Genomic DNA, 17,341 nt, shown 5'->3' with positions numbered 1-17,341 from the left:
GTGTAAGCAATTATGTCGATAAGTCATATTTAATTGATTTGTGTAATGACAGTTCGATATTACTTATGAGTATTAAATTATAATACAATTATTATCTAACCAAAATAAATTGAAAACTATGAAAAAAAATCTATGGAAGACTTTTGCCAGAAGTAGCATGTTTCTTGTTTGCGGTGGTTGTCTCGTTTTTTCCCCGTTTACCAGCATGTCTGCTGAAGCATCATTGCACGAAAAAGAACCCTTTGATTTTTACAGACCTCCGCTTGAGGATATTATTGTGAAGGGACAGGTTACCGATGCTAAAGGACCGATTCCTGGAGTAAGTGTCAAATTAAAAGGAGGTGCTGCAACTACTGTAACAGATGCTTCCGGAAAATTTAGCATAAAAGTACCTGAAGATGCTACTTTAGTATTTACCTATGTAGGTTATGTAGATCAAGAGATTCAGGTAAAAAACCAAACCAATATTAATGTCCGTTTATTAGAGAACAACCAAAACTTATCTGAAGTAGTAGTAGTAGGGTATGGAACCCAAAAAAAGGCAGTTGTATCCGGTGCTGTAGCATCGGTTAAAGGTACAGAGCTGGCCAAATCATCTTCAGTAAACTTAACCAATTCACTGGCTGGTCGTTTGCCAGGCGTTACGGCACTGCAAGGAAGCGGGGAGCCGGGATATGATGGCTCAACGATCCGGATTCGCGGTATAAATTCGCTTGGTAATAATAATGCCTTAATTGTAATCGATGGAATACCTAACCGGGCAGGTGGGATCGAGCGGCTAAATCCGAACGATATAGAAAGTGTATCGGTGCTAAAGGATGCATCTGCAGCTATTTATGGCTCGCAGGCTGCAAATGGAGTAATCCTCATCACTACTAAATTAGGGAAATCGGGGAAACCACAATTTTCTTATGATTTTAGTTATGGCCTACAACAGCCTACACGTATACCTAAAATGGCTAATTCCACTCAATATGCTGAGATTTTAAATGAACTGAATATTTTCGGCTCTGATCTTAATCCGAATGAATGGTCGGCAGCGTGGAATAGTTTCAAAACAACAGGTACTTATTTATCTACTGGCGGTAAAACGATTAATGCAGCTTACAAACCAGATGAAATCCGGAAATTCGGCGACGGATCAGATCCTTTAAGGTATCCCAATACTGATTGGTTTAAAACTACTTTCCAAAATTGGTCGCCTCAGCAAAGACATAACGTTCAGATTAATGGAGGTAGCGAAAATGTTAAATATTTGCTTTCACTAGGCTATCTCAGTCAGGACGGCTATTATAAAAACTCTGCAACAGGTTATCAGCAGTATGATATGCGTTTTAACCTTGAAGCAAAATTAAGTAAGTACATTACTACAACATTAGGGGTAAGTGCGAGAGAGGAAGATCGTAATTTTCCAACGGTTTCAGCAGGTGATATCTTTAGATTTTTAATGCGTGGAAGGCCTAACGAGATAGCCATATGGCCTAACGGATTGCCTGGTAGGGATATTGAATATGGTTATAATCCGGTGGTTTCTACTACAGACTTAACGGGAACTAATAAAGATGTTAGAGATTACTTTCAAACTACAGGTAAAGTAGAAATTAAAATTCCTGGTGTTGATGGATTAAAGGTAACCGGTACAGCTGCAATAGATAAATATTCTGGCAGGCAAAAAAACTGGCAATTGCCCTGGACACTTTACGATTGGGACAAGAAAACGTTTGCAGCCGATGGTGTAACGCCAGTGCTGGCAGGTACGGTGCGCTCTCAATACACCGATCCAAGGCTTAGGGAAACCGCAGGTGGACAATTGGCCATAAACTTAACCGGAATGGTTAACTATGATAAAAAGATTAGCGATCATACTATTGGTTTAATGGCCGGTGTAACACGCGAAACAGTTAACAACGATGGTTTTACTGCGTTTAGAAGATACTTTATATCATCATCTGTTCAAGAATTACTTGCAGGTGATGAAAGAGAGCAATCATTAGGCAATAATCCTGGTGATCCGAATAATTTATTTAAAAGAGCACGGTTAAGCTATTTTGGCAGGGTGGGTTATAATTATAAAGAAAAATACCTTGCAGAATTTTTGTGGCGGGTAGATGGATCTTATATCTTTCCAAAAGATAGGCGTTTCGGTTTCTTCCCGGGGGTATCAGTAGGTTGGCGCTTATCTGAAGAGCCGTTTTTCAAAGACAATGTTAAATTCGTCAACAATTTGAAGCTAAGGGCCTCATGGGGACAAATGGGAGCTGAAGCCTATTTTGGCGATGCTTTGCAAGAATATCAATACCTCAGTTTGATGAACTTTGGTACTTATACCTTTAATGATTTGGTAACCAAAACCTTAACTGAAGGTAAGGTCCCCAATTTTGATTTTGGATGGGAAGTAGCAAATAATGCCAATATTGGTTTAGATGCATCCTTTTTAAATAATAAATTGTCGTTAGAGTTCGATTACTTCTATAATAAGCGTACAAATATTCTGATCAGTAGAGGTAGCTCAGTACCTGAAAGTTCGGGCATTACCGATCGTTTACCACCTGTAAATCTCGGAAAGGTAAACAACAAAGGTTTCGAATTTAAATTAAGCTACAATGACCAGGTTGGTGATTTAAATTTTGGGGTGAGTGTAAATGGTGGTTATGCTAAAAACAAGATCGTTTTTTGGGATGAAACCCCTGGTGCTCCAGAATGGCAGCGTTCTACTGGCAGGGTAACTAATTCATGGTTGGTGTACGAGTATGATGGTGTTTTTAAAGATCAAAGTGAGATTAGTGATGCCAATAAACAAAAATATAGTGCATTAACGAGTAACCTTCGCGCAGGCGACATGAAATTTAAAGATATTAACGGCGATGGCAAAATTAATGCAGATGATAAGGTCCGTTTGGATAAAAATGGAACTCCAACTTTTACCGGCGGTGTAAATTTTAATGTTCAGTACAAAGGATTTGACTTATCGGTACTTATTCAAGGGGCAACCGGCGGGATGCAGATTGTTGGTTTAACAGAATCGGGAGATATTGGTAACTTCCTGGAGTGGTCGTACCTGAACCGCTGGAGTATCGATAATCCAAGTTCGGTAAACCCGCGCTTATCAAACAGGGGTGCTACCTATTATACCGATAGCAACAATGCATTAAACAATACCTATTGGTTAAGGAGCAATAACTACATCAGACTTAAGAATGTAGAGCTAGGTTATACATTGCCAACTACGTTGGTTGAAAAGGTTGGGTTAAATAGTGTAAGGGTGTATGCAAATGGACTCAATTTGGCTACGCTTGATAAAATCAAGATATGGGATCCTGAATCTACCAATACAAGTGGACAATACTATCCACAAGCTAGGGTAATTAATATGGGTATTAAAGCCACTTTTTAACAATGTATAGCTGTTTATCAATTACAAGGAAGAATATGAAAACAATAATTCAAAATAGAAATTTATATCTATTGGTTCTTATCACCTTTTTTGCATTTGCGTGTAAAAAGGATTTTTTGGACGTAGAATCACCTGGCCAGGTGCCTGCCGAATCGGTATGGAAAGATCCTGCAACTGCGCAGGCATTTGTGAACGATATCTATAACGGATTGGGTAACGGCGGCTTTTCTGAACAGATGTTAGCATCAGTTTCTGACGAAGCCTTGTTTACGCACCCTACCCGTGGTATCGATCTGGTTAATAGTGCTACCATTAACCCATCTACATTAGGCTGGGTTGATGATACCTGGGCTTATAAACAAATGTATAACCGCATCAGGGCCTGCAACATTACCATCGAGAAAATTACTAGTGGAGATAATTCACTAACCAGCCAAACGTTAAAAGATCAGCTGTTGGGCGAGGCATATTTTTTACGGGCTTATTTTTATCAGCAGTTATTACGCTTTTATGGAGGAGTGCCTATTATCACAAAAACTTACGTACTCAACGATAACTATAGTGTAAAGCGTAATACTTATGAAGAATGTGTAAACTTCATTATAAAAGATTGCGATGAGGCGAATAGACTGTTAACTGGTAAAACGATGGAAAAGGGGCGTACCACCGCTACCGCTGCTTTGGCCCTTAAATCAAGGGTGTTGATTTATGCTGCAAGCGATTTGCATATCAGGACAAAACTTATCGCAAAATTTGCCGAAAAGAACACGGTCATTCCAGCTCAAACATTAGACTTTTTAAGTTATGCAAGTGAAGATCGTATCGCTCGTTATAAATTGGCTCAAACGGCTGCAAAGGCTGTAATGGATGCCACAAGAGGTTATATGCTAGATTTATCTTCGCCAGTATCTGCAACAGAAGGAAGCAAGAATTATAAAAGTATAGCGATGGGTGGTGGCAGTAAAGCACCTAACATAGATGCCGCAGCGGCTTCAGAATTAATTTTTGCACGTTATTTCATAGTTCAGAATAATATTAAGCATGCACAGCAAAATGGCCCTAATGGTTACCACAACTGGGCGGGTAATACCCCAATTGGCTTATTGGTTGATGACTATGAAATGAAAGACGGCAGTAAGTTTAGTTGGACCAACCCGGCACAAAAAGCTGAGCCTTATCAAAATCGTGATCCACGCTTTTACGCCACTGTTTTATATGATGGTGCTGGTTGGAAACCCCGCGATAAAGCTTCAGGTAACGTTGATCCAGCCAGTCAAATCCAAACTGGAGTATATGATTTATTGGATGATAAAAACAATAAGTTTGATTTTAAAGGTCTGGATACAAGGGCAAGTTCTATCGAAAACTGGAACGGCAGCTGGACAGGCTATTACTATCATAAATTCATCGATCCTGATCCAAGTATTGTAGATGCCTCGATGTCGCAAAATGTGCCTTGGCCTTTCTTTAGGTATACCGAAGCAGTGTTTAATTATATCGAAGCGAGTATTGAGCTTGGTGAATTGGGTAACGCTACAAACTGGCTAAATAAAATCCGTTTCAGGGCAGGTATGCCTGCTGTAACGGCCACAGGCCAGGACGGCCTCAGAGAAGTGTACCGCCATGAACGCCGCATAGAAATGGCTTACGAAGAACAACGTTATCATGATACCCGCAGGTGGTTAATCGCTGGTGAAACATTGGGCAGAAAAACCACTTATATTAAGGTTACTGGTAAGTTTAAACCAGGCAAAACGATGTCTGCCCCTTATCATTACGACAATACCATTTACGATTATACCTATAGTCCGGTAGAGGAAAATTCGCAAGAGAACAGAAGTTGGGACAATAAACTTTATTTCAGGCCATTTAGCCGCGATGAAGTAAACAAAAATAATTTACTAGAACAAAACCCTGGTTACTAAGCTAACCATTTCTAGATACCCGATGGATAGTATTATTCATCGGGTTTTTTATGTAATAATATCTGAACTTGCCAAGCGGGTATTTTTACTTTTAAATAGAAAAAGAAATAACCTTAAGCCTTTGGTCATTCCCGTATTTAATTTTCAAAACGTAGTTTTGCAAATAAACTTTTTTCTGTGGCAGATTCAGACCCCAACTCCGTTATTGTAAAACCAGATCCATTCGCAGCCCTGCGATATAAAGAATTTAGATCATTTTTGGGCATGCGGTTCTTTTTTACACTTGCTTACCAAATGCAGGCCGTTGTTATTGGTTATCATATTTACGATTTAACACACGATCCGCTAAAACTCGGTTTAGTTGGTTTATGCGAAGCTATTCCTGCCATTGGGATTGCATTGTACGGTGGTTACATTGCTGATAAAAGCGAAAAACGTGGGTTGCTAATCAAGATTTTCTCAGGTGTTTGGCTAGCCTCTGTTTTAATGCTGATTATTACCAGTAAATACCTTCACCTCAAGGAAGACCTCATTGTACTCATTATGTATGGCCTGGTTTTCTGCATTGGCTTAGCCAGAGGTTTTTTTGGCCCGACAACATTTTCTTTAATGGCCAAAATTGTACCGAAAGAATTGTATCCAAACTCGAGTACTTGGAACAGTAGCAGCTGGCAACTGGCTACTATTATTGGCCCATTAGTTGGGGGATTGGTAAATTGGTTGTGGGGAATTACAGCAGCATACAGTGTAATTGTAGGTCTTGTTACCATATCATTGATCTGCATATTTACCTTCAAAAAGCACCCGGCTACCTATGTGCCCACACAGAATATATTCCATAGTTTAAAAGAAGGTATCCAGTTTGTTTTTAAAACCAAAATGATGGTTTGGGCCATGAGCTTAGATCTGTTTTCTGTCTTTTTTGGTGGGGCTGTAGCCCTGTTGCCTATGTTTGCCAAAGATGTTTTTCACTTAGGCTCTTTTGGATTGGGAATGATGCGTGGTGCAGCATCTTCAGGCGCTGTAATCACCATGTTGGCCATGACCCGCTTTTCGCCCATGGGAAAGCCCTGGCGCAACTTGTTAATCGCAGTAACTGGATTTGGTCTCAGCATTATTTGCTACGGTTTATCTAAAAACTTCTATTTAACATTATTCTTTTTATTTCTGGAGGGATCGTTTGATAGCGTAAGCGTAATCATCAGACAAACGATTATGCAACTACTTACCCCTGATGATATGCGGGGACGGGTTTCGGCAGTAAACAGTATGTTCATTGGCTCATCAAATGAAATCGGCGAATTTGAATCAGGTTTAACAGCTAAGCTGATGAATCTTGTCCCGGCAGTTGTATTTGGCGGAAGTATGACGATAGCTATAGCGGGTATTACCTGGTTTAAAACACGATCTTTAACCAAGTTGAGTTTGCAGGATATTAATGAGCAAACAACAAAGGCTGCTTAGTTACTAAAAGAGCTGACAACTTTAATAAGCAGTTTGCCAGAAGGTTTACAACTCTGGAATTCAACAATAAATTAAGTATTATTGTGGTGAAAGACAAGAATGGTCCGTGGGGACACGAACCAAGGCTATAACATCATTAGGCCCAGTTTGTTGCAATAATTTGGGCATGCCCCAAGCTACGCAAGGGTCGGGCTATTCGTTACAATCTTTTTTGAAGAAAAATCAAAAAAGGATTTCCACTGCTATCCCTCATGCAAAACCCATAGCCGTAAAAAAAATGTCAGTTATACTTTTGCCCTGGCCACCTAAACCCGATGGCACAGATGCCGATAAAGAGTTGTTATTTTTTTCATCAATAGCTATCGGCAGGAGGAACAGCGGGGCAGAACCAAACCGAAGAACTACAAACATTGCTTTCCAAAAAAACTACGCTATACGGTATAAGGATTTCATGCTAAATGGGGGCTGAAATAAATTTACTGTGTAGCTTTTCGCTGTGCTACAGTCAGAATGACGTTTTCCAGTGTAGAGTTGTCAACTTTAATGGCCGATTTGCTAAAAAGTTGATAACTCTGGAATTCAATGGTAATTAACTATTTATTGTGACTTTGCGTCTTGGTGGTGAAAACAAAAAAATGGTCCGTGAGGATACGGACCATTGTAAATTAAAACTTCTTATTCTTACCCCAGATTAGATAAATAATGGAGCCTAGAAAGGGGGCAAGCAGGATAATGATAAACCAAAGTACCTTTACCGAGAAACCGATGCTGTTGTTTCTCGATATATGGTACAATGCGGTTAATATTAGGGCTAGCCATAATATGGCTGCAATAATAACGATAATTGCGATCTGATTGCTTTCTACTTGTGCTAGTAACATAATAAAGATATTGTTCCTTTAAGCTTCAACAACTCTTTCGCCAATTTGTTGGCGCCACATGGCCTGATATAAACCATTTTGCGCAATTAGCTCTTCGTGTCTTCCTTCTTCAATGATATGGCCTTTCTCTAAAACATAAATTTTATCAGCATGTTTTATCGTTGATAAACGGTGTGCAATCAAAATGGTAATGTGATCAGTTAAATCTGATACCGAACGGATGGTTTTGGTTATTTCTTCTTCTGTAATCGAATCCAACGAAGAAGTGGCCTCATCAAAAACCAAAATATCTGGCTGACGGAGCAGTGCTCTTGCAATAGATAAACGTTGTTTCTCGCCACCAGAAACCTTAACCCCACCCTCACCAATTAACGAATCTAAACCTTTATCGGCACGGGCCAGCAAAGTTTGACAGGCCGCCTGGTTTAAAACTTTATAACATTCTTCATCCGTAGCATTAGGGTTAACAAACAGCAGGTTTTCTCTTATTGTACCAGAGAATAATTGTGTGTCTTGCGTTACGAAACCGATTTTCTCGCGTAAAGCGTCAAGATCGATATCGTTGCTTGGAATACCATTGTATAAAATCTCACCATCTTTTGCCGGATATAAACCCACTAATAATTTTACCAGTGTGCTTTTTCCAGAACCCGATGGACCAACAAATGCAATGGTTTGCCCGTGATGAGTTTTAAACGAAATATTGTCTAAAGCATTTCTATTGGCTGTTAGGTGTTTGAAGCCCACATTGCTAAAGGTTAAATCCTTAATTTTTGCAATAGAAGTTGGATTCTCAGGTTTTTTATCAATTGGTGTACTTAAAATCTTTTTAAAGTTACCTAATGAAACTTCTGCCTCACGCCAGGTTAAAATCACATTGCCCAGCTCCTGGAGCGGTCCGAAAAGGAAGAACGAGTAAAAAAGAAATGAAAAATACTGCCCGGCAGAAATCGTATTGTCGAAAATAAGGAGCAGTAAAACGAGTACCATTGTACTGCGGACCAGGTTAACGGTAGTGCCTTGAACAAAACTCATACTGCGCACATATTTCACTTTTTTAAGTTCCAAGCCCAAAATTTTGTATGTGGTTTTATTAAGTCGATCAATTTCCTGATCGGCCAAACCTAAACTCTTAACCAGTTCGATGTTTCTTAACGATTCTGTAGTAGATCCTGCCAAAGCAGTGGTTTCGCCAACGATAGAACGTTGGATGGTTTTAATTTTGCGACTTAAAAACCAGCTTACGAAACTGATAATCGGAATAGCCGAAAAATAAACTAAGGTAACTTTGTAGCTTACCGAAACCGAATATACGATAACGAAAATCATTCCAATTAAACTCACAAAAAGGATGCTGATAAATGCGGTGATAAACTTCTCCGAATCCAGACGTACTTTTTGTAAAATACCCAGGGTTTCTCCGCTACGTTGATCTTCGAAAACCTGATAAGGTAGTTTTAAAGAATGTTGCAAACCATCAGCATACATTTTTGCGCCAACTTTTTGAACAATCACACTGGTGAAATAATCCTGAAAGTTTTTAGCGATACGCGAAACCATGGCTGCACCAATAGCCAACCCGATTAAACCCAGCGAACCCCAAAGGTATTGGGCATAGGTGAGTGTATCTTTTTTATTGATAAAACGGTCTAAAATCCGACCGGTGATATATGGATCTAAAAGTGAAAAACCAATATTTATGCCTGCCAGCAATAACGCTAAGGCCACAATCCACTTGTGGTTTTTCAGGTAGTTAAGTAATAATCCCATTAAGTTTTGTTGTTTGTTAATGCAAACATAAAAAAAGGGAACGGATAAAAATCCATTCCCTTTTTTTATGACTTTAAGCTAAGAAACTTAGCTAAACGTTTGTTAAAATCCGTAACGTAAACCGATTTGTATCTGCCAGGGGTTACCCGATGGCGTAACAATGCCGGTGTTATTTACGCGGTAAGTATAAGCTTTGTTTGTAGCATCGAATGCGCTAACGGCATATAAGGCCTGGTTGCCCAAAGTTTCATTTACACCCCATTTTTTGTTAAGTAGGTTTGCAAAATTAAACACATCTCCGGAGAATTCAATACTATGCTTTTTATTTAATTGTAGTTGATAGCTTAATTTTAAATCAACAATACCAAAAAAGTCATTTACTCCGCCATTTCGCTCTGCTATCTGACCAGAATATTTATTAATATAATCTTTTAAACTTTGGCTTGCGCTTGGATTATCCAATAATGTCTGTAAGCCTGTTCGAATATTTGCAGGAATATTTTGATTGTTTCTATCGAATACAAAAGCTAAATCATTTGTAGCCACAAAATCTCCATTAATATTGCCGCCAGCCAATAAGCTATATCGTGTACCGCCAATTCCAGAATAACGAACACCTAATCTAAAGCCATAAAAACTTGGCGACGTTCCATAAATAACAACCTTATTACGGAATTGATTATCTGAATAAGACATTTTGCTCAAATCTCTTGGATCATCTTTAACAGGTAGGGATAAAGTAGCAGAGTTTGCCACGTTGCCATTATACGAGGTATTATCTTTCGTGTCGTTATAAGTATAACTTGCAGAGATCTCTCCATCTTTAAAATAATTCCAGGTTGCATCTAAAACTACAGCGAATTGATTTACTTTACCTTTGCTATTTAATTCCAACACACGACCGAATTGATTGGTTAAACGACCGCCTTTCCAATCGGCAACACCATTACTTGCTGTGATACTCAAAGTTGGCACAAATACACCACGGTTACCTTCATTAGATAGGGTAAAGAATGGATTTGCCGCCATATTTTTGTCAACATACATGTAGTTGTTACGTCCTAATGTTGCGTAACCCGTAATCCCAACCTTAAATTTATCGGTAATTAATTTACTGTATGATAAGTTGGCTTTATAAACCACTGGGATTTTTGCATCTTCTGCATAAGTATTGATAGTTGGTACCTGTAAAGCACTTAATGAAGGTGTAGCAACAGTACCATTTCTATAACCTATAAAGTCTGGTTTTGGTACATCTGCGCCAAAAACATCAACTGTTGCTAAATGTTTACCATCAAAGGTTAAGTTATTAATGGTTACATAATTGTTCACATCCGAGCCAAAAATACCTGCTCCGAAACGAACAAAGTCGGTTCGGTTTTCATTAATATCCCAGTTAAATTGAATTCTTGGCTGAACTAAAAATTGTTTTAACTCATGATCTGTTCTCACACCAATAGCATCAAATAGTTGCTGATTAAGCGGCGATTTTGGATAAGAGCTGTAATCAATACGCAAACCACCTATAAAATCTAAACCTTTTGCTAATTTAGTCTGCATTTGGCCATAAATAGCGGCGTTCCAAATGCCTGCTTTAACAGTTGGGTCTGCAACCAAAGGTACTTCACGATAAAATCTGTTCGGAGCAAGGTTATTAAAGTTTGTAATTGCAGGAACTTCGATCTTTTTTGTAGGGTCATTTGGAAAAGCAGGGTCCTGAATCTGAGAAGTTGAATATTCGAAACGGCCATTAACTTCACTGCCATAAAGAGATTTTGCATTCGTATACATCACGTCAACACCAAATGTATATTTAACTTTATCGGTATTATAGTAAAAATTATCTACCAATTGAAAAACATTATTGGTAAAACCTTCTTGTCCGAAACGGTGGCCACCAATTTGTATTGCGGTAGAGATACCCTTGGTACCATCAGCAAGGTCAGATTTTATATTTCCTACAATTGCTCTTGGAATGGCACCTGTTAATTCATCATTTTGCGTACTCGCCTGGAAAGTATATAAATGTTGTATTTTTAATTCGTTAGTGATTTTGCTGCTTATGGTTGAACGTAAAGTTGCCAATAAATTATTGTCAACATTTTTATCGTTACCATAACTTTCGTAGAAATTTATCGCGGTGTTATCTGCTAAACCTAATGGATTTCTATCGTTTGTGTAATTATCACGAATGGTTAATAAATTTCTATCATTAATTTGCCAATCTAAACGGGCAAATGCAGCATCCGAACCACGCTTTTTATCAAAAGAACCATATTGAGGTGTATTTGCTACTCCATATTTAGTGCGGGCAACATCCAAAAACTGTGCTAAAGTGCTATTCGTGATTCTGAAACGTGCTTCATCAGCGGGGCCGTTAACATCGGCAATAATTAATGGGCGAGCATCTTTCTGATGATCTAAACCAACGAAATAATGTAATTTATCCTTGATGATCGGGCCACCTAAAGTAAAACCATATTGATACGTAGAGAAATCATTGTCACGCTTTACACCTCTGATATCGTAACGGCTGGCTAACCAATCTGCACGGCCATAACCAAAGGCGCTTCCACTTACTGTGTTTGTACCAGATTTAGTTACAGCGGTTACTGTACCGCCTCCGGCTCTGCCTAAAGTAACATCATATTGATTGGTTACTACCTTAAACTCGCGAACGGCCTCAATGGAAATAGAATATGGCGCACCACTACGACTCGTAGTACTACCAGCTGATGTTGGGTTTTTAGCATTCATTCCATCAATGGTATAATTTGTAGAAGAACCTAACTGCCCCGAAATATTTCCGCCACGGCTTAAAGGAGATAAATCCATTAAGTTAGAAAAATTACGCCCGTTTACAGGTAATTGGTTCATTGTTTTGGCAGAAATTTCTGTAGAAGCACCAAAGTTTTGAACTTTGTTCCTCAAACCCGAAGCCACAACCTGTACCGCGTCTAAATCCTGCGAAGCTTCCTGCATGGCAACGTTTACCCTAACTACATCGCCAAGGTTTAACATATAACCATTTCTAGTCTGCTCGCCAAAGCCTACATAAAGAGCTTTGACCGAATAAGGGCCACCCAATGGAAGCTCTTTAAAAGTATACTCGCCCTGAGCGTTGGTAGATGTTTTAGTAGTGAAACCTGTTGAATTGTTTCTGATCTGCACCGAAACCCCAGGAATAGGTTTCTTTTGCTGATCGGTGATTACACCTGAAATTGATGCCTGGGTTGTTTGTGCAAATGCCCGGTTCTGGACAAGGCAAAACAGGAGCAACACTGCAATAAGTAAATTTTTCATCATCATTTGTTTTTTTAGCGACTATGGAAGCTTTCCTGAACGTGTTATTTTGGCCGTTCAGGAAGGTTTCATCATAATTAGTTTCTGATTTTTTATGATGACAAAGATGTTAATGTGCTGTTAACTGAATTCTGATTTAATATTAATAATAAGTTTAGTCCTTGATAGTTTTTAAGCCTGATGTTAAAATAAAAAACGACCGATAAATCAATATCGGCCGTTTGTGTTAAACTGGTGTTAACTTATTTCTTCTCAGCAGTATATTTATCGCTGAATTTTTTATCCAATTGTTTGTGTAGATTATCAAGATTAATATCTCTCCCCTGAATAAATGCCTGCTCCACTTTGTTGGTGCGCATATCTAAAGCATCACCAGCAGAGATAAAGAAAGTAGCATCTTTTCCAGTCTCTATACTACCCGTCGTTTTATCAACGCCCATCGCTTTGGCCGCATTTAAGGTGATGGTTGATAATGCCTTTTCCTTATCCAAACCCCAGGCTGTAACCGTACCCGCCATAAAAGGCAGGTTGCGCTGTTGCCAGTAACCATCAATACTCAATACTACATTTAAGCCTGCATTGGCCAATATTGCAGCATTTTTGTAAGGCATATTTACATCGTCATCATTATTGTTGGGTAAAGCATGGGGCTGTTTCACCACTAGGGTAATGTTGTTTTCTTTTAAGAAATCGATGATCAGGTACGCTTCATCGGCCCCTGTGATTACCGGGGTAATTCCGAATTTTTTGGCGAAGTTAACAGCTGCAACTATATCTTTCTGACTTTCGGCCGCGATGAATAATTTTTCGTTACCGGCGAATACTTTTTTCATCGCTTCGAAACGGGTATTAATTACTTCTGGTTTGCCCATTTCCGAATAGGCTTTTGCCTCAGCAAAGAAAGAAGTTAACTGTGCAATGGCTGCTTGTGTACGTTCGGCTAAGCTTTCTGGCGATTGCTGAGGCCTGCCGAAACCGCCAAAGCCACCCCTAAACCGTGGGGTAACCGGCCAGGTCATGTGCATGGCATCGTCGGTTTTAAGTGCTGCATCTTCCCAGTTCCAGGCATCAAGCTGAACAACGGATGAACTGCCCGAAACCGTGCCCCCCTGGGGTGTTGGTTGTGCCATTAGTACACCATTGCTGCGTAATGTTGCCGGAACTTTCGAGTCGGTATTGTAAGCTACAATAGAGCGGATGTGCGAATTAAAATCGCCGATTTCCTGAAAATCTAAAGTTGCTTTTACGGCTTCAATTTCAGTTAAGCCTAAATTGGTAGTTGCGGCAATAAAGCCAGGGTAAATGTGTTTGCCTGTAGCTACAATGCGCATTACATCATCCTGTGGTACCTGCCCGTTAGCGGTGACCGAAATAATTTTCCCGTTGCCAAAAAGGATGGTGCCGTTTTCGATCACTGTTCCGTTGCCCACGTGTATGGTTGCGCCCGTAATGGCGATGGTTTTACTTTGCTTTTTCGCTGGCGAAATGTTTGCCTGTGCAAAACACATCAGGCTTGTTGCCGATAAAGCCAGACTGAATAAATATGTTTTAGTGTGCATGTTCTTTCTCGGTTAATTCTGCTGAATAGTTTTCTAATGTTTCGCAATTGTAAAGGCGTGGTGCATCACCCAATGGGCGTTGTGTACGGCCACCTTTGCTTTTACTCTCTAACATCTTTTGGATCAGACGTGCTTTTTCTGCCTGCTGGGTTTTGATTACCTGAGCATCTTTCTCGATATCCCAATATGCAATGCCATCTACAAAAGTTTTCTCTGCCCTGGCATAGATAGAAAGTGGATTGGCGGTCCAGATTACCACGTCGGCATCTTTACCTGCTTTTAAACTGCCCACTTTATCGTCTATGTGAAGCATTTTGGCCGGATTTAAGGTTACAAACTTAAAGGCATCTTCTTCAGGAACATTGCCGTATAAAACTGATTTTCCTGCTTCCTGGTTTAAGTGACGGGCCATTTCGGCATCATCAGAGTTGAAAGCAGTAGTTACGCCAACATTATGCATGATTTTTCCATTGTAAGGAATCGCCTCGGCCACTTCGTTTTTATAAGCCCACCAATCGGAGAAGGTTGAGCCTGCAATGCCGTGCGCTTTCATTTTATCGGCCACTTTGTAACCTTCTAAAATGTGCGTAAAGGTGTTGATCTTGAAGCCTAAGCTATCAGCTACATGAATTAACATGTTAATTTCACTCTGCACATAAGAGTGGCAGGTAATAAAACGTTTGTTGTTCAGAATCTCCACAATGGCATCTAATTCTAAATCTTTACGTACACTGTTCCCTTTTACCGATAAAGCTTTTTCATATTCTTTTGCACGGGTAAACTCATCCACAAAAGTTTGCTCAACACCCATACGTGTAACCGGGAAACGGGCACCTGTACCGAAATTACTTTGTTTCACGTTTTCGCCCAAAGCAAATTTGATGAAACCATCCGCACCTGCAAATTTCAATTCCTCTGGCGATTTGCCCCAGCGCAGTTTAATCAATTGCGATTGGCCACCGATCGGATTGGCCGACCCGTGTAGTATTTGTGAAGTAGTTACACCACCGGCCAGCTGACGGTAAATATTTACGTCTTCGGAGTTGAGGATGTCGGCAACGCGTACTTCAGCAGAAACCGATTGTGCACCTTCGTTAATACCGCCTGCACCTGCAATATGCGAGTGCTCATCAATAATGCCAGCGGTTACATGTTTGCCAGTAGCATCGATCACTTTAGCGCCGCTTGCCGAAAGGTTTTTGCCAACCGCTTTAATTTTTCCGTTTTCTAAAAGTACATCGGCATTTTGAAGGATTCCGTCTTTTTCATTCGTCCAAACGGTACCGTTTTTAATTAAAACCGTTTCTTGCTTTGGTAGTTCAGTACTTCCGAAGGCTGAGAAAGGATAAATCACAGGACCTAAAGCCAAAGTAGTTTTTGGTTCTTCTTTTTTAGGCGTTTCTTTCGCTGCTTCTTTATAAGTTGCTGTAAACTTTCCCGTAGTACCATCAGCCAGCGCCGATTCGCCTTTTATAGTTACGGGATTTGCCGAAGTAATGTAACCGCTTAAACGGACATCACCCTTAGGGTTTTTCTTTAAGTTGAAATTGATGCTTATCCAATCGCCATTTCTGGTAAAGGTTGCTGTGGTTTTAACGCTATCTACACCAGTTCTTTCAATAGCAGCTGTCGATCCGCCACCCGTTCCGGTAATTTTTAGGGTTAAAGCACCAATACCATCAACATTTAAGTTGTAAGTGCCACGTACATCGCTCACATCCATTTTGTTTACAATAAAACGTTTACCCTGTACCCAGTTTTCGAAAATAATGTTCCCGTTTTTGAACAGATTATCTGATGAGATCAAAAAGTTGGCTACTTTTCCCTTTTCCAATGAGCCTACTTTATCGCTGATACCCAAAAGTGAAGCAGGGATTTCGGTAACCGATTGTAAAGCCTGTTTTTCAGTTAAGCCATTTTCTATCGCTGTGCGGATGTTTGCCCAAAAATCGCGACTATTTTCTAATCCGAAAGCGGTAAGTGCAAATTTAATTCCTGCTTTCTCTAAACTAGCAGGGTTAGTTGGTGCCAGTTCCCAGCCTTTCATTTGTGATAAAGTTACATTTCTGGCTTCAGCCGGATCTTCAACATCATAAGCTTTAGGGAAAGTTAGTGGAATGATTAAACTTGCTCCGGTAGCTTTAACCTCATTTATGCGCTGGTATTCATCGCCGGTAGATTTAATGATGTATTTCTTGCCAAATTCTTTTCCGATTTTATCAGCACGCAGAATGTTCTGCCACCCATCTACCTCAAAAATTTGCGGAATGGTTTGTTGTTTGCCAAATTCGTCAAGCGAGATGTTGTACTCATCTTTTTGTTTGCCATACCATTGCGCATCGTAATAGGTTTGGCGCAATAAAGCAATAGAACCCATTAACGAAGTAGGGTAATCGTTTGATGATGTTCCTTTGTTAAATGAATAGTTGGCTGCGGTTTGATCTTTTAAGAATACGCTGTTATCTGCGCCTTCATTTAAAGTTACAGCAGCAGAAACACCACGCGCTATACCATCGCGGTTAATTACGTTTACACTGCCAAAGCCTACCTTACGCAGTTCGTCGGCTTTTTTACTGTCGGTAGAAAAAATGCTTTTTACATAAGTTTCTGGTCTGATTGATTCGTTCCAGCCGTAAGCACCTTTTTTGGTAGATACGAAAATAGACTGACGCTGACCGCCGAAACCGCGCTGTTGTGCAGGTGTTTCGCTAAGACCATAACTGGTAAAGGCATCAATTAAGGATGGATAAACAAACTTTCCTTTAAGGTCGATTACCACATAGCCTTTAGGTACGGCTAAACCAGCACCTACACCCTGTATGGTTTGTCCTTTAACTAAAAGTGTGGCATTTGTTAGGGTTTGATTGGCATTAACTACTATTGTTGCGTTTGTAAAAGCAAACATTCCAGGTCTGGTATCAAAAGAACCGTTAACAGGGAAGGAGGTTTGCTGCGCAAACAGAAATGTAGTAGAAATTACCAGCCCAATGGCGAGTAAAATTTTCTTCATAATAAGTTTAGTGTTTAATTTGTTTAAAACTAATA

At 39.8% G+C, this 17,341-nt stretch carries 9 protein-coding genes; 4 read left to right on the top strand and 5 right to left on the bottom strand.

Annotation, left to right across the window (positions count from 1 at the left end; translation table 11 throughout):
- Positions 1 to 118: 118 nt before the first annotated feature.
- The 4 genes from ASU31_RS06445 to ASU31_RS27400 all read left to right on the top strand — a co-directional run bounded on the left by ASU31_RS06445 (position 119) and on the right by ASU31_RS27400 (position 7,252).
- Entirely contained in the window at positions 119 to 3,394 is a 3,276-nt protein-coding gene (locus tag ASU31_RS06445; RefSeq protein ID WP_209434962.1) for a SusC/RagA family TonB-linked outer membrane protein, read from the top strand.
- 35 nt (positions 3,395 to 3,429) lie between these two features.
- Complete coding sequence (locus ASU31_RS06440) at positions 3,430 to 5,319, top strand: RagB/SusD family nutrient uptake outer membrane protein (protein WP_057931534.1); 1,890 nt, start codon at positions 3,430 to 3,432, stop codon at positions 5,317 to 5,319.
- Between the two features lie 177 nt (positions 5,320 to 5,496).
- On the top strand, positions 5,497 to 6,783 hold the full coding sequence (locus ASU31_RS06435; RefSeq protein ID WP_057931533.1) for an MFS transporter: 1,287 nt from the start codon (positions 5,497 to 5,499) through the stop codon (positions 6,781 to 6,783).
- Between the two features lie 277 nt (positions 6,784 to 7,060).
- Positions 7,061 to 7,252 carry a hypothetical protein gene (locus ASU31_RS27400; RefSeq protein WP_157257933.1) on the top strand — a complete coding sequence of 64 codons (192 nt, stop codon included), beginning with the start codon at positions 7,061 to 7,063 and terminating at the stop codon, positions 7,250 to 7,252.
- 196 nt (positions 7,253 to 7,448) lie between these two features.
- Here ASU31_RS27400 and ASU31_RS06425 read toward each other — a convergent pair whose 3' ends face one another.
- From ASU31_RS06425 to ASU31_RS06405, 5 genes are all read right to left on the bottom strand, one after another.
- Positions 7,449 to 7,664, bottom strand: coding sequence for a PLDc N-terminal domain-containing protein (locus ASU31_RS06425; RefSeq protein WP_057931531.1), 216 nt, complete (start codon positions 7,662 to 7,664; stop codon positions 7,449 to 7,451).
- Positions 7,665 to 7,682: 18 nt separating this feature from the next.
- Positions 7,683 to 9,434: an ABC transporter ATP-binding protein gene (locus ASU31_RS06420; RefSeq protein WP_057931530.1), complete on the bottom strand. Its 1,752-nt coding sequence runs from the start codon at positions 9,432 to 9,434 to the stop codon at positions 7,683 to 7,685.
- A gap of 102 nt (positions 9,435 to 9,536) precedes the next feature.
- Positions 9,537 to 12,737 (bottom strand): TonB-dependent receptor, encoded by a 3,201-nt coding sequence (locus ASU31_RS06415; RefSeq protein WP_245224493.1) that lies wholly within the window; start codon positions 12,735 to 12,737, stop codon positions 9,537 to 9,539.
- 242 nt (positions 12,738 to 12,979) lie between these two features.
- Positions 12,980 to 14,296: an amidohydrolase family protein gene (locus ASU31_RS06410; RefSeq protein ID WP_057931528.1), complete on the bottom strand. Its 1,317-nt coding sequence runs from the start codon at positions 14,294 to 14,296 to the stop codon at positions 12,980 to 12,982.
- Positions 14,286 to 17,306, bottom strand: coding sequence for an amidohydrolase family protein (locus ASU31_RS06405; RefSeq protein WP_057931527.1), 3,021 nt, complete (start codon positions 17,304 to 17,306; stop codon positions 14,286 to 14,288). Before ASU31_RS06405 ends, ASU31_RS06410 begins: the two co-directional genes overlap by 11 nt.
- Positions 17,307 to 17,341: the final 35 nt, after the last annotated feature.

It is taken from the genome of Pedobacter ginsenosidimutans (assembly GCF_001442625.1).
Lineage (GTDB): Bacteria > Bacteroidota > Bacteroidia > Sphingobacteriales > Sphingobacteriaceae > Pedobacter > Pedobacter ginsenosidimutans.
Note: the sequence above shows the minus strand (reverse complement) of the source record. Positions and strands in the feature narration are given on the sequence as shown.

What these genes read in the sequence shown, in the direction of transcription:
- ASU31_RS06440 (WP_057931534.1), top strand. Translation starts at nt 3,430, where the DNA reads ATGAAAACAATAATTCAAAATAGAAATTTATATCTATTGGTTCTTATC.
- ASU31_RS06420 (WP_057931530.1), bottom strand. Translation starts at nt 9,434, where the DNA reads ATGGGATTATTACTTAACTACCTGAAAAACCACAAGTGGATTGTGGCC.
- ASU31_RS06410 (WP_057931528.1), bottom strand. Translation starts at nt 14,296, where the DNA reads ATGCACACTAAAACATATTTATTCAGTCTGGCTTTATCGGCAACAAGC.
- ASU31_RS06445 (WP_209434962.1), top strand. Translation starts at nt 119, where the DNA reads ATGAAAAAAAATCTATGGAAGACTTTTGCCAGAAGTAGCATGTTTCTT.
- ASU31_RS06415 (WP_245224493.1), bottom strand. Translation starts at nt 12,737, where the DNA reads ATGAAAAATTTACTTATTGCAGTGTTGCTCCTGTTTTGCCTTGTCCAG.
- ASU31_RS06425 (WP_057931531.1), bottom strand. Translation starts at nt 7,664, where the DNA reads ATGTTACTAGCACAAGTAGAAAGCAATCAGATCGCAATTATCGTTATT.
- ASU31_RS06405 (WP_057931527.1), bottom strand. Translation starts at nt 17,306, where the DNA reads ATGAAGAAAATTTTACTCGCCATTGGGCTGGTAATTTCTACTACATTT.
- ASU31_RS27400 (WP_157257933.1), top strand. Translation starts at nt 7,061, where the DNA reads ATGTCAGTTATACTTTTGCCCTGGCCACCTAAACCCGATGGCACAGAT.